The organism is Shewanella sp. Choline-02u-19, assembly GCF_002836205.1.
Taxonomy (GTDB): Bacteria; Pseudomonadota; Gammaproteobacteria; order Enterobacterales; family Shewanellaceae; genus Shewanella.
On the sequence record NZ_PJBE01000013.1, the window covers coordinates 1,815,118 to 1,830,368 of the forward strand.

A 15,251-nucleotide genomic window follows, 5' to 3' on the forward strand; every position below is an offset into this window, starting at 1 on the left:
TCATCCCTTTAATTATTGTCTTTATGGTCAGTGCTCCGACCACCTTATCTAAATTTGAGCAAAAACTCAGCATTATTTTTGCTTTGTTTATTTATCAGAACAGCGTTACCGTAAAATCACTTTAAATAGCCCTTATCTCACTTGTAAAAACGGGTTAAGCTAAATCATCTATCCCGTTAACTCTCTGAAAGGACATGTCTCCATGGGTTTTGTCACCACTAAAAAACACGCCAACGGTCTAGAATATGTCGATATAAATACCCCTCATTGCAAGGCGCGGATCTTTCTCCAAGGCGCGCAGATTGACTACTTTGAACCTGCTGGTAAAAAGCCTCTTTTATGGGTATCAACTGCTGATGATTATCAACCAGGAATGGGTATTCGTGGTGGAGTGCCAGTGTGTTGGCCTTGGTTCGGCATGAGTTCAACGCCGGGTTTTCCACAACATGGTTTCGCGCGCACTCGAATTTGGACATTAGATTCGGTCAAAATGGATGAAGATGCCGTAGAGATAAAACTCAGCTTACCTCTGACTGACAACGATAGAGAATTTTGGCCACATAACACCAGTGTAGAGATGTCATTTAGGCTTAATGAGACACTCTCAATAAGTATTACTAATATTAATCATGCTGATTATGATGTGAGCTTAACCCAAGCTTTGCACAGCTATTTTCCTATTGAAGATATTCATCAATTAAAAGCCACTGGGTTTGAGGGTGCTAACTACATAGAGTTTGCTAAGGGCCCGTTCCCTCAAGCACAAGATCATGTCGATTTCACTCGCGAAACAGACCGCGTTTATACCGAACTGGGCAGCACACAAGCATTACATACTGTTGATGGCATCATCGAAGTCAGCCGTGAAAACAGTAAAAGTGCAGTATTGTGGAACCCTTGGATTGATAAATCTCAGCGTTTATCTCGATTTAATGATGATGATTACTTAACAATGGTCTGCCTGGAGGCTGCAAATGTACTTGACGATAAAGTCACTTTAGCCCCAAATGAAAGTCATACATTAACGACCCATATTCGCTGGAAATAGCATTAACGGAGTGAACCTACATAGCACTTTGGTCCTCAAGTTTATGTAGGTTCGTCAATCGATATTTAAGCCATTTCAACATACTCCCCCCCGCATTTTTAGGTTGTTTTGGTCTTCAAGCAAATCGACTGCCGCTTTAAATCAATAGAATGTAACAGTGCCATTAATCAGCAAATAACCTAACTCCAAAACCAATATTGCGCAGTACTTCCCATGGTATTGCCAATGAAAACAAACTCGCGAACCTAATAAAGACTGCAAATGACAATAAGCGCTAGACGTAGCCTTAGCAGTCGATAGATGCAATTGCTTAGCACTTCTGCTTTGCAGTGGCTTAAATTGAAAAGTCTGAGGCGCTATGAATGGGTCAAATACTTAATATAATTGGAATAAGATGCTAGAATCAGCCCACTAAATATAGCCGCAATTAGCGTTAATATAGATAAACGTGAGTAAGCTTAGAGAGTGTAACGAGTGCAACAGTCGGTACCAAAGACATTTAGCCAAACAGCCCGTCGCTTATTGTCGATATCATTCGGTATTGTATTAAGCGCAACCTTAATGACGGCACTCTATGTCGGCTGGAATTATCAGCGCTTAACTATCAAGCTGGCTAATCATTTTTTACAACCTTACCAAATGCAAATTGAACAACTTAGCGTTAAGCCGCTGACATTCACGCATTGGCAAGTGCCATTTGTTTCCTTGACGGTCAATAATAGCAATATTGAGATTACAGAGCTGGATATTGTCCTTGGGCAAGACGCTGCCTTTTGGGCATTAAGCGTTGCCGATTTACGCTCGCTTTCAGCCAAAAGCCTCAAGGTACAACTAGACCCAGGCGTGTTACGTCATTCAGCAACACCCAATAATGACTCAGGGCCCACAATGGCGCTCGACTTTACAGCCTTGCCCGAAATACAAATAGGACAAACACAGTTCACTATCAAAGGAGTTACAGCCGCTAAACTCAATATGGCTTTAGAACACCTGACGCTTGATCAAAATGGTCATTTTAGCAGTGAAATTAGTCATAACCAGCATTCAGTTCTTGCTCTGAAAGCACAACTATCATCTTCGGAGTGGCGCGCCACTACGCGTCTCGATTTGACTCAACTACAGGTATTTAGCGCTGATATTCGTGCCGCTGAAACTGCTTTATTTCCATCATTTAGTGATACCAATGCTGATGCGAATACTGACACCCAACAAGACAGCAGCTTACTTGCCCCCTTATATGCCCTGCAAACCGCAATTCAAGCGCAGCGAATTGAACTCAATGCAACGTTAGATTCAACCATCACATTGGCAATAAAATCGGGGCAGTTACAATCAAAGCATCGGTTAAGTCAGCTACAAATAAGACTGAATGCGTTAGCCGGGTTACAACTTACTCCAACTCTAATGGTAAACGACAGTAATCATGCTCTCTCTGCCAAAAAAATCACGTCGCGAGCACCGTTAAAACAGCGGGGGCAACTGGCATTCAACATCGACGGGCACCTTGCCGATTTGCAACTGACCTTGCAGCCTTTTGAGTTACCGATAGCATTGAACAAGCAACTTTTGGCGACAAGTCATAAAAGTGCAGTTCCCCATCAGCTAGCCATTTTATTAAACCACCTTGATGATGCTCCTCTAGAGGCCGCACTGGCTCATCTATATCAAGTCTTGTCATCAAATAGTGGTACAAGTCCGTCTAAAATAGGCCCTGTATTACGCATCAAAGTGGCATCGCCGCTGGTTTACCAGCTTAACGATAAGGCTTTATCGTTGCCTACGTTGTCAGTTGCGATTGAAAATACCAAACTAGCCGCTGTGGCTCTTTTTCAAGATATTGACTACGAATCACAATCCACATTAGCAAATACTCCCACAGCGCAGCAGGGTGACTATCAATTGGCTTTTGGGTGGCAACTACAGGCGAGCCATCAACAAAATATAACCATTAATACGCTGTGGCCAACGTTAGCAAAGTTACCTTACAAAGTTGCAATCGACAATGCTTCCCTTGCGCTACAGGGGCAATTTTCAGCGATAAAAAAACAGGGCAAGTCGGCATATAAAGTCAGCGTCCTACCTCAAGCTTCTCAGCTAACTCAAGGGATAACGCTCTCGCCGAACAACGTTAATCTTGATAATCAGCATGATCCCTTGCTCACCGCGAATATTGCTGAAACCCAGTTATTGTGGGATTCTGCTGCTGAATACCGTTTTGCAAACGGACAAACCCACATTTCCATACCAACATTGCATTACCACGTTAACAGCGCTGAACTAAGCCAAAAAAATAATGATGAACAGCAAATTGATTATCAACTGTTTATCGACACAATAGACATAGCGCTAAATGCGCCAATCTCTTTGTCGTTGGACTCGAACAACTCACACCCTTTTATCACCCAATTAATGCGGCAGAAACAGATCAACCAACTTCACTTATCGATAGAAAACCTAGTACTAGATAAATCGGCTCTAGCGTTGAAATCAAAAAAATCAGCTAAGATAAAAAAAGCACGCCCACTAACAAAACAAACGTTATTGCATTTAAAGCAAGTTGAACTAAGCCAGCAACTTGATCTGGATTCTGGCCAACTCAGTACCGATGAGACTTGGCTGATAAATGGCTTAGATCTGTCGAGTCAACACCATTATCTTCCATTAAAGAGCACTCTTAGCCAGTTCCAATTAGAGGGGGATTGGCAAATTAATAGTGATTTTGAACCTATTATTGCCTTTTTTAGCCAGAGTAATTCATTACCTGAATCAATTGACCTTAACGGAAATGCAGCGCTAAACATGCATTACCGATTAAACAGCAACAAAGACACCAGCTTCGCTCTGACCCTAGAACCCAATGTTACCGATATTGAAGGCAGCTTCGCGAATTTGCCCTTCGAAGGCGGTAATATGAAGACCCAATGTCAATATGACTGGCAACAAGTTCAAGCCAAAAACAGCACTAGCAGCTTTAGTTGTGATGATATAAAACTGTCATTACTGGCTTTCAATCCAGGCGTGTTAATGACAGACATTGAGGCAAAAGCGGCCGTCTCTTTTAGCACTGATTCCAACCAGCCTACAGCAGAGTCAAACAGTAGTAGCCAACATAAGCTGGCTTTACCTGCTGAGCTACTCGGTATTAAACAGGCATCTATCAGCCTCACGGCGAAGGGGGACTTACTTAATGGTCAGTTACTTATTCCCCAATTTCAATTGAATTTAAAGCAGCCTTCATCTGCTTATTTTGTTTTACAACATATTGATCTTGAGGAACTACTCGCGGTTCAACCTCAGGTTGGTGTTTACGCTGATGGTATTTTTGATGCCGTACTGCCTGTCACGCTTGAAAACGGCCACGCTGCCATCGCTGGAGGGCAGATAGCAGCGAGAGCGCCCGGTGGACTCATCGCGGTCAGTGGCAACCCTGCTGTTGATCAAATGCGCTTGAGTCAGCCCTATCTTGAATTCGCCTTTTCAGCATTAGAACACTTAGCTTATTCAGAGTTATCCAGCAGTTTTGATATGGACTCTCTGGGCAATGCCATACTCAAAGTTAATGTCAAAGGCCAAAGCCGCGGCATTGAACGCCCTATCCACTTGAACTATTCTCAAGAAGAGAACATGTTACAGTTACTTAAAAGTTTGCAAATTGGTAATAATTTGCAAAACCAGATTGAAAATTCAATACAGCAATAAAACGATTGGCGTAAAAGGTAAATCTGTTTAATCTAGATGACATCAAGCCAAGGATTATTTACTCTACCCTTTTATTATGAAGTAAGGATAAGTCATTGAAGATATTTAATATCCCTAAATCGACTCTGAGCATACTCATTGCAACCTATGCCTTAGTCGGCTGCAGTCCTACGGTTAAAATTGAGCCTCCAGATAAACCCATCGTCATTAATCTCAATGTCAAAATAGAACATGAAATTAAAATTAAAATCGACAAAGAACTCGATGAGTTACTCGCCGATGATGAACTTTTTTAACCTAAGGATAAAAAGGAGTAATCAATGAAATCTAAAATATTAGTACTGTTTGCTAGCCTATTACTTAGCTTCAATGCCTTGGCTATTTCGCTGCAAGATGCAAAAGCACAGGGATTCGTAGGTGAGCAAACAAATGGTTACTTAGGGCTTGTAAAAGAGACCTCTGATGCTAAAACCTTGGTCAGTTCAATTAACGCCAAGCGTAAGTCTCACTATCAAAAAATAGCCAAAAAGAACAGTATTTCTGTGAATGATGTTGCTAAACTCGCGGCGGAAAAAGCCATTAAAGCGACTAAAAAAGGCCAATACATTCAAAATACGCGCGGCAAATGGATCAAAAAATAACTAATCCCCGCCCGTTTTAGTTAAAGCTAAGACTCGATTTGGAATTAAAAAAGCCCGTATTACACGGGCTTTTTTTGTTGCATCATGTGCCTAAAAGTAAGCGTTATTCATCTGTAGCATTATGAGGTGCTGCACTCACCAAAGGTTTATTCACATCGTCATTATCCGGTACTGTTGCTTTGACACGACCATCTTCAGTGTTAAGCCAGGTAATAAACAATTCATACCAAATAGCCAATACAACCGCCCCGAGGAATAGTCCGATAATACCTGCGCTGATCATGCCTCCAATAGCACCAATTAAAATAACGGGCATAGGCACATCAACTCCACGTCCCATCAACATCGGCTTCAAAAAGCTGTCAGACACACCCGCGATGAGCACCCAAACGGTAAATATGGTTGCAGGTGTAGAGTCTTGAGTTGAAAAGACATAAAAAATTAACGGTAACACCACCAATAACGGCGGAAGCTGTGCAATTCCAAGAATAAAGATAATAAAAGTAAATAAACCTGCAGCAGGAATACTAAAAGTGAATAACGCAGAGCCAATCAGTACCGCTTGTATAAATGCAACCCCCACAACGCCTAGCAACACGCTCCGAATCGTCGCAGCGGTTAAACTGGTCCACTCCTCACCATGTTTGCCAACAACTTTTACAGCAACGGTGCTTACTGCAGCAGCTGATTTTTCAGCATGGGCCATAAAGCCGCCCGCTATCGCTAAGGAGATCACAGACATCACCAGTGTGCCGACTCCACTGCCTAATACTCCCGCCATGGTGCCAACAGTTGATTTAATTTGCGGTAGAAAATGAATAACGGCTTTTTCAAGGTTTGTCGAAAATAGCGCCCATGCATCATATAACTTATCACCAATTAAGGGGATATCAGCAACCCTCTGAGTGGGGCCAGGGATCTTAATCTCTCCAGACTGCAACACATTAATTGTATGACTTATTCCGTCAATCAATGAACTAGAAACAATCACAAACGGCGCTATAAGCAAAGTGATTCCAGCTAAAGCTAGTATGGTTGCCGCTAGACCACGTCGTCCTTTAAGTGCTTTTTCTAATTTGTTTGTCAAAGGCATCAATGCCACTGCGATAATCGCCCCCCAAAGCACAGGGATAACAAATGGTTTTATAATATCGTAAGTCCACACTATCAAGATAAATAGCAAGCCTATACGGATAGCGGATTCCATCATGTTGCTAACGAACAATTTACTTTGATTATGCTGCATCGGGTTTTCCATATTAAGGTTCCTGTTCTGTCTCTTTTTGAGCCAATCCAGCACTCACTAAACTCGCAACAACAATTGCCATATAAAACACACCGGCAATTGCCTCCATATAAACCACTACCTGAGCGAAAGGCGTATTGGGGCTAATATCGCCATAGCCTAAAGTGGTTAATGTTACAAAACTAAAGTAGGCCATTTTAGAAAAATTTTGCCCCCAAGGTATCTGTTCAACCCCCGTAAAAGCATCAGGTGAAAAAGCTAATACGAGTAAATAGATCAAAGCCCACTGTAGACCAAGCAGTAAAAATAGTGCAATCGAACCAACAACTTTATTGGTATCGACTGAACCAGAGAATAATATTTGCTTTGAAATAGAGCTAAACGTGCCCCAAAAAAAGGCAAACATAAGCACTAGCATGAGCAAATCTAGATGAGGAACAACGACAAACCTTTTAACCAATATGGCTGCAACCCAAACCACAATCAGCGTTTGCATAAAGTGTTTCCAACTTTTATCAACACCCAGGCTAACGACACACACTAAGAAAGTGACCCCGATAATACCTTCCAGAATAGACTCAAGCATTCCATCAGCAACAGTACGTACAAGTGATGCACTCAATAAAAGCACAACCAGCGCTGCGGTCATGTAGTAAAAGTTATTATGCTTATTAATTTTGCGCTCAAGCACGCTAAAAACTCCCTAAATACATTGTTATGACTGACCTTATCAAACTCCCTATTAAACATCGCACAAAATTCACATAGGTCAATGTTTAATCTGACATAATCAGGCCGTTAATCGGAAAAGTACCATTAAAAATTGAAAACCACTGGCTTAGCCAAACAAAGCACCTAAAAATAAAATCCTGTAGCAAAAAGAGAAGTCCATCTGAGATGCTAGGTCGAGATATAACGACAAGAGTATGACTTATGAGCACGCAGCGTGAGCAAGCAACAGGAAAACTTAACGGCTAAGTGAGCCCATTGATTGGCCGTTAGCATATGTTGTCCAATCAACGGCACGATTGATAATCGAGCCAATCGTAAAATAACCGAGTAATAAATTAAAACTATGGGACTTTGATTGATAGTGAATAAACTAGAAAATAAGAGGCAGTACTTAGGCATGGCATTGCTAAACGTTAGCGCCGTAAATGTCATCCCCACCCGGTAAAAAGCACTGCATTGTTATAACCTAATAACTTTAATCAGTTAGATCTGTTGTTAAAGTGCTATTTATTTTGCTTTTCATTTTACTCAAGTCACTGTAAAATAATAGACTTTCAGCAAAATCTAAAACTCTAGGAGTACCAGATTCATGCAAAGCTTGATAATAGAACTCTTCTGCAGAGGCTGGGTTGCCAAAAGATTCAGATAATTTTGCCCGCAAAATAAAGGTCATTATGGTGTTATGAGTGTGGGGGATTTTATTCAGGTACTGCACTGCTTCAATCGGTAAGTCTTTTGAAAGTGCGTGTAACGCCAGTGCTTCGTATACTTTAAAAGAAGCAGGCTCTGCGATTAGATCAGCAATAACTAGCTCAAACTCATTATTAAGGGCCTTTATTTCATCGAGTGCTAAGTTAGACTTATCAAGGTAGGCTATCGTCATTTGGTAGATATAACTCATCGATATCAAATAGTGATTACTAGGTTCAATATCCAGTGCTTTTTGCAAAATTAAAACGGAATCAAACTGATTTTTCGAACTATGCAATGCGCCAATGGCTTCTAGCGAGTAAGCTAATGCTTGTGGATCATTGGGCATTGCAGCCAGCACTTGGTCAATATCCGCATTAGCAATATCGATATTAAATGCATCTAAAATATCGTCTAACATAACCTTAATACTGTGTTTTAAATGATTTTCACTGATAGGGTACTTTCTATCTAAATGCTGATAATTGGAGATTTTATTAAGATATTCGACGTTAACATAGTCAATTCCATTTTCATTAGTGACGATAAAAGACACCACTTTTGCCGCCATCGCTTCATCTTGAGCGTTAAAGGAAACACGATAATTAACATTATATTTAAGGTATTCAATGACCTTAAATATAATACCGTTCTGCAAGTTAGCATTTACAAGTTGATTATCGATTGATGCCTGAATAAATCGTGGCTCTAACGCAATATATTGACTTGTCTGAGTCGGCACAGGCTTAACCATTGACGGGCTAAGATAAAAAACCAAAGCAGCAGTTAATGCAATAACGCCCCCGACAGAGGCGACAATGGTTGACAGTCTAAACTCAAATTTTTTATCTTTACCAAGCTTCATCTGCGTTGCTATTGCGTCGTTTGTTTCAGCTTCAATTGATGCTGCTTGCAATGGCAAAGCCGTCGCAACAGCATCTGAGGCTACAGATCCCGTCGTTGTACCGCTTGCAGTCTCTTGTAATGCTAATAATGGCTTAAATGGCGCTGAAATAGTTTCAACGTCAATATCAAGCTTGTAGCCTCTTTTGGGCACAGTGATGATATAACCTTGAAGGTGTAGGTTATTGGTTTTAAGTATTTTTCGTAATTCGAATATGGCTTGGGTGATGACTTGGTCGGTAAGAATTGATCCCTTCCAAACGTGATCGATAATTTCATCACGACTTAAGGTCGCTTTAGGATTCTGACATAGAAAAAGTAGCAAATTGGATAAGCGATTGTCGATTAATATCTCTTGCTCATCGAGGATAAGTTTATTTTCGTGAGGAATAAAAAACCAATTATCTATCCTATAACTTTGCTTTGTCATTTAGCGTCCTAGCATGTTCTCTCTATAGGCTTATACTAGGCTGTTTTGAACAAATATCAATAACCTAGCCCCCTCGCACTGCTCCATATTCAAACTGAAGCAGTTTAGGGGACTCTATACTCAGAGTGTTAGCTTATGGGCTAAAAAGATATTTGCTAGCCAATACCTTTGATAAAGACCACTTCGTTGCCTTTATCAACGACATCTACCTTGCCCGCTTCAATCAGCTTAGTTTCAACTACAATGGACTGTTTGCCCTCAACTTTGGGTTGCCCTGTCGCAGCATCTATAATAATCGCCGCCCCCACGACAGCGCCAAAGGCGGCCCATGGATTGGCTTGATAACCTGGCGTTACCACTACGCTATGGTGTTTATTAACCACAACGGTGTTGCTGTTACCACAATAACGACTTCCGTTGACCCAACGGCAAGCAGCAAAACTTGATGAGCTAAAGGTAACCAGTAATAAAGTAAGTATGATGGTTTTTTTCATGATGTTTCCATTACGATTTAATTTAAAAATTTACAATAAAATCAATCTCAATAAATAGATGACTTTTTAAAATGAGTTAAAGGCTATATTCAGTGACTTTGGCGATATACTCACTAAAACCTTGATAATATTTATCACCTTTTAACAGTGTTGTAGAAAAATATGTTGGTTCATCATTCTTCAGATGTTTCTCAACATTGTCAGTTAGGTTCTTCAGTCCATTAACGCTATATATATAGTAGGATTTAGTTTCATACAATCCCATTTCAACAGCTTCTTTATCAGTCACTCTCTTTATTAATACGTACTCAGACATATATTCGGTAGCTTCGGTGATATCTTCAAAAGAATCGGACACAGTAGCCACATATATGTTGTTATTAATTTCAACTTGCTCAAGCTGATTCATCTCTTTATTAAAGATAGTCAAATCATGTTTGTTATTATTAAGGCTTGCTGCTGACGAAGATAAAGAGACAAAAGCGAGTAAAGCAATTGATGCTGAACGGATAACTTTTTGATTCATAATACTAGAGTTATTAATAAGTGTTTTCATGGTAATTCCTAAAAGTGAATAACTAACCCTTGTTAGCTTGGGAAGAATTTTAGGCCATTGAGCGTACGATACATCAAGCAAGTATAAACAATACATAAAACTTGAATTTTATATATCAAGTTACTGTATATAAAGGACTTAACCAACAGGCATGGTCATCATACAGATGCAGTAATATTTTTCTTTACGTAGATTCCACATGACCAACAATCAATCAATATATCTTTTATGAAACCGTTATTTTTTGCTTATTTCTTTATCTGATAACAGCGTTAACCTAGCGTCAAGTTATGAGTCTATTGATTAATAGATGCGTTATCGACACCCTTTATATAAGCGAGAACACAATGTCTAAGAAAGCTACCCTTATCAGTGCAGCATCTATGCTCACTATTATTGTTGTTGTATTTGGTTTTAACTCATTTAAACAACATATGATTAAAGCTAAACTTGCAGCCTACAAGCCAGCTCCAGCTGCGGTAACCTCTTTCACTGTAAAAAGTAATGACTGGAAGCAAAATATTGCTGCAGTTGGTCATATTACAGCCGACCAACAAGTTAATATTACTCCACAACTATCAGGGCAAATACGCAGTATATCCTTTAGCTCTGGCGACATAGTAAAGCAAGGCAGCGTGTTACTTCAATTAGACGACCGACTATTACAAGCTAATGCAAAAACAAGCATTGCTAATTTAAAATTATCGCAAATAGAATATAAGCGTCAATTAAAATTACTAAAAACTCACAGCACATCGCAAGATTCCGTTGATACTGCTGCAGCAACGCTAGCAACAAGCCAAGCAGACGTCGAATATATTAAAACGCAAATAGATTTTATGCAGGTTAAAGCACCATTCTCTGGCCGAGTCGGCATTAGACAAGTGAATAAAGGAGACTTTATTCAGCCAGGAACGACCGTGGTCGAGCTACAAAATTTGGACGAGCAATATATCGACTTTTCAATACCTGAAATACAGCTCGCCAATGTTGCTTTGGGTCAAACAGTGACCTTCAGCACCGATACCTATAAAGGTCAGAATTTCGTGGCTCGCATTTCGGCTATCCAACCTTCAGTCGATAGCCAATCACATAACTTGGATATCCGTGCAAAAGTAGATCAGAGCGAGAATACCAAGAAGGTTTCATTTATCTCAGGTATGTATATCGAAGCCAGTATTGATACTGCAATTGAGATAGCTGTCATCCCAGTACCCAATATCGCGGTGACTTATTCACTTTATGGTGATGCGGTATATGTATTAAAAGCGGGCTCGAAAATCGTCAGTAAAGAGAATGATAAGTTATTTGAATACAAGGTTGAGCGACGATCAGTAACAACCGGTGGCGAACGAAACGGTCTAGTCGGTGTGACATCAGGACTAAAAGCCGGAGAGCTAATCATTACATCCAATACACAGTCTTTAAAAGATGGAGCGCAGGTACTAGTAAACAACAGCCGCCCATTCACTCAAACAGCATCAACGACTGCTAACAAAGGCGAGAAATAATAAGATGAAATTTACCGACCTATTTATTAAGCGCCCAGTGCTGGCTACAGTATTAAGCCTGATGTTACTCGTGTTAGGCCTTAAAGCCTTTGGCATGATGCAAGTAAGACAATACCCAGAGCTAGAAACGGGTGTTATTACCATTACCACTCAATACCCAGGTGCCAGTGCATCAAGTGTACAAGGTTATGTCACTCAGCCATTGCAAGCGCAAATAGCGCAAACGGCAGGTATTGACTATATGACTTCAGACAGTAGCTTGGGCAAATCACTTATCACAGTATATTTAAAACTAGATTACCCGTCAGATAAAGCACTAACAGAGATACTGTCATTGGTACAACAAGTTAAGTACCGTCTGCCTGCAGGCGTATTGGACCCTAGTATTTTAAAATCGACGTCACAATCACCGATCCTTTATTTGTCATTTTCCAGTGACACATTAGCGACCGAGCAGATCTCTGATTACATTAGCCGTGTCGTTAAGCCGACTATCTCAACCGTCAGCGGCGTATCGAAAACAGATATCCTAGGTCAGCGTGATTTTGCGATGCGAATTTGGTTAAATCCAACCAAAATGGCTGCCTTTGGGATCACAGCTGCTGATGTACAGAATGCTATTAAAGGCAACAATGCGGTAAGTGCTGCAGGTAAAGTGAAAGACCAGTTTATAGAAGTCGATATTAATGCGCATACTGACGCATCGTCTGTCGCTGAATTTAAGCACATAGCATTAAAAGCGAGTGATGGTCGCCTGATCCATATGGAAGATGTTGCAACAGTAGAGCTAGGTGCCAATAGTTATGATTCAGTGGTTAACTTTAATGGTAAGCCAGCCGTACTGACTGCAATAAGCAACACATCGAACTCAAATCCACTGACTGTGGCTGCCGATGTTTATACTGTTTTACCGAGCATTATTGATAGTTTGCCTGCTGGAATGAAAGCGGATGTCGTTTATGACTCAACCAAATATATTCAGACTTCGATAGATGAGGTGGCAAAAACACTGATGGAAGCTGCTCTTATCGTGGTTATTGTCATCTTTGCATTCCTAGGTTCGATGCGTGCAATGATGATCCCGTTAGTGACGATACCACTGTCTCTTATTGGCTCCATGTTTTTTATGCTGGCAATGGGTTTTAGTATTAATATTTTGACGCTATTGGCTATGGTATTAGCCATTTCACTGGTTGTTGATGATGCCATTGTTGTGGTTGAAAACACCTTCCGTCACTTGGAAGATGGCACAGACCCTGTCAAAGCAGCCATTATTAGTGCCCGTGAAATCGCAGGCCCAGTATTCGCTATGACAATTACCTTGGCTGCAGTGTATGCCCCAATTGGTTTCATGGGCGGCTTGACCGGTAAGTTGTTTACCGAGTTTGCATTTACCCTGGTAGGTGCCGTGCTTATCTCAGGATTTTTAGCACTGACTTTAACGCCGATGATGTGTTCAAAAGTATTATCGCAAAAGACGCTTGAAGGAAAGCTGGTTAAAAAGATTGATGGCGTTATTGAAGTTGTCACTCAACATTACACTCGAATGCTGAATGTCGTCATCGATAACCGTAAGTTGGTATGGCCATTTGCCGCAACCATTTTGATAGCATTGGTATTTATGTTTACTCATACCGCTTCAGAGCTTGCGCCACAGGAAGATCAAGGCGTGATGATCATGATGGGTAAAGGTCCAACAACCTCTAATACTAATTACTTGAACCACTTTACCCAACCATTAACGCAGCTTGTTGATACGTATCTAGAAAAAGATATGGATATGATGGTGAATGGTTACCAAAATGACCAAACATTCTTTGGCCTTGCAGTACTCAAAGACTGGAGTGAACGTGATGCCTCAGCAAAAGATATCATGACCCGTTTCCAAAGTGACATTAAGACCATTCCAGGCCTGCAAGTTTATACTTTCTCGCCACCAGATTTACCTGGAACAGCGCAAGGTTTGCCGTTTCAAATGATCTTAAAAACACCGACGGGTACCTATAAAGATCTGTATCAGTACGCTGAAAAAATGAAAGATTACGCAATCAAGAGCGGAAAATTCATCTATGTTCAGAATGATTTAGACTTTAGTAAGCCACAGATTGAAGTCAGTATTGATCGCGACAAAGCCGCATTAATGAATGTTGATACGCAACAAATTGGTTTAGTGTTATCACGTTATTTAAGTGAAGGTTTCGTCAACTACTTTGCCTTGAACGAACGCAGCTATCAGGTCATTACTCAAGTACCACAAGATGACCGCCGAATTGCAAAAGACTTAACGCAGTACTACGTCAAATCAGCAAATGAACAGATGGTGTCATTAGCGTCATTAGTCACCATTACCAAGAGTGTTCAACCATCAGCGGTTGATCAGTTCCAGCAACTAAACAGCGCGATGATTGAAGCTAAAATGATGCCTGGAGTCAGTATTGGTGAAGCCTATACTGTGATGGCTGAAGCTGCAGAGCAAATATTACCTAAGTCGTATAGCACAGATGCTTCTGGGCAGCTGCGTCAGTTCTTAGATGAAGGTTCATCACTAATAGCGACATTCTTCTTAGCTATTATTATTATTTACTTAGTATTAGCTGCGCAGTTTGAAAGTTTTCGTGACCCACTTGTCGTATTGACCAGTGTGCCACTGTCTATTTTTGGTGCCATGATCCCATTGTACTTAGGTCTTGATACCTTAAATATCTATACCGAGGTCGGTCTGGTTACCTTAATCGGCCTCATCAGTAAGCACGGGATCTTGATTGTTGAGTTTGCTAACCAACTTCAAGCTGAAAATGGTTACAGTAAACGCGAAGCTGCCGTTAAAGCTGCTGCAGTGCGACTCAGACCAGTATTGATGACAACTGCCGCCATGGTCATTGGTGTAGTACCTTTGTTAGTTGCTGTTGGCGCTGGCGCAGAAAGTCGTTTTGCCATTGGTTTGGTGATCACCGTCGGTATGTCAATTGGTACCTTGTTTACATTGTTTGTATTGCCAACGGTTTATACCTTCTTGGCACAAGACCATAGACAAGACATTGAAGTGACAGACCAAAGTAACCCTGCGAAAACAGACGCTACAGCGTAGATAAAGTCTTAGGAAGATGATCTCAGTGCGACCTTAATAAGTAAGGTCAAACCAATAAAGCCTAGAGCCTTGCTCTAGGCTTTTTGCTATTCAAACAATGGTTGCATTAAACAATGAGTTGAAGCTTAGTAATTCGATAAGTCAGCCCATAAATACACAAGCTAAGTAAGCAGTAAATGCTATCTGATCTAGAAATTGATTTTGACCTATAAA

General features: G+C 40.7%; 11 protein-coding genes. 6 read left to right on the forward strand and 5 right to left on the reverse strand.

Features of this window, described 5'->3' with window-relative positions:
* The first annotated feature begins 202 nt into the window (after positions 1-202).
* The 4 genes from CXF83_RS14610 (at position 203) to CXF83_RS14625 (ending at position 5,388) form a co-directional block, all read left to right on the forward strand.
* Positions 203-1,048 (forward strand): D-hexose-6-phosphate mutarotase, encoded by an 846-nt coding sequence (locus tag CXF83_RS14610; protein WP_101091164.1) that lies wholly within the window; start codon positions 203-205, stop codon positions 1,046-1,048.
* 474 nt (positions 1,049-1,522) lie between these two features.
* Positions 1,523-4,747: a YdbH domain-containing protein gene (locus CXF83_RS14615; RefSeq protein ID WP_101091166.1), complete on the forward strand. Its 3,225-nt coding sequence runs from the start codon at positions 1,523-1,525 to the stop codon at positions 4,745-4,747.
* A 95-nt stretch (positions 4,748-4,842) separates the two neighbouring features.
* A complete protein-coding gene (locus CXF83_RS14620) occupies positions 4,843-5,043 on the forward strand; it encodes a YnbE family lipoprotein (protein WP_101091168.1) in 201 nt (66 codons plus the stop codon).
* 24 nt (positions 5,044-5,067) lie between these two features.
* Entirely contained in the window at positions 5,068-5,388 is a 321-nt protein-coding gene (locus CXF83_RS14625) for a YdbL family protein (protein ID WP_101091169.1), read from the forward strand.
* 103 nt (positions 5,389-5,491) lie between these two features.
* Here the strand turns inward: CXF83_RS14625 and CXF83_RS14630 are convergent, their stop codons facing one another.
* From CXF83_RS14630 to CXF83_RS14650, 5 genes are all read right to left on the reverse strand, one after another.
* Entirely contained in the window at positions 5,492-6,634 is a 1,143-nt protein-coding gene (locus CXF83_RS14630; protein WP_232775116.1) for an AI-2E family transporter, read from the reverse strand.
* Between the two features lie 13 nt (positions 6,635-6,647).
* Positions 6,648-7,325 carry a potassium channel family protein gene (locus tag CXF83_RS14635; protein ID WP_232775117.1) on the reverse strand — a complete coding sequence of 226 codons (678 nt, stop codon included), beginning with the start codon at positions 7,323-7,325 and terminating at the stop codon, positions 6,648-6,650.
* Between the two features lie 516 nt (positions 7,326-7,841).
* Positions 7,842-9,389, reverse strand: a complete 1,548-nt coding sequence (locus CXF83_RS14640; protein WP_101091173.1) for a winged helix-turn-helix domain-containing protein — start codon at positions 9,387-9,389, stop codon at positions 7,842-7,844.
* Between the two features lie 155 nt (positions 9,390-9,544).
* Complete coding sequence (locus CXF83_RS14645; RefSeq protein WP_101091175.1) at positions 9,545-9,883, reverse strand: hypothetical protein; 339 nt, start codon at positions 9,881-9,883, stop codon at positions 9,545-9,547.
* 76 nt (positions 9,884-9,959) lie between these two features.
* Positions 9,960-10,439 carry a hypothetical protein gene (locus CXF83_RS14650; protein ID WP_101091177.1) on the reverse strand — a complete coding sequence of 160 codons (480 nt, stop codon included), beginning with the start codon at positions 10,437-10,439 and terminating at the stop codon, positions 9,960-9,962.
* A gap of 347 nt (positions 10,440-10,786) precedes the next feature.
* On the opposite strand from CXF83_RS14650, the gene CXF83_RS14655 reads away from it, so the two are divergent.
* Together CXF83_RS14655 and CXF83_RS14660 are read left to right on the forward strand one after the other, a co-directional pair.
* The gene (locus CXF83_RS14655) at positions 10,787-11,950 is read left to right on the forward strand and encodes an efflux RND transporter periplasmic adaptor subunit (protein WP_157822909.1); all 1,164 of its coding nucleotides are present in this window, start codon (positions 10,787-10,789) and stop codon (positions 11,948-11,950) included.
* 4 nt (positions 11,951-11,954) lie between these two features.
* Positions 11,955-15,038, forward strand: coding sequence for an efflux RND transporter permease subunit (locus CXF83_RS14660; protein WP_101091180.1), 3,084 nt, complete (start codon positions 11,955-11,957; stop codon positions 15,036-15,038).
* Positions 15,039-15,251: the final 213 nt, after the last annotated feature.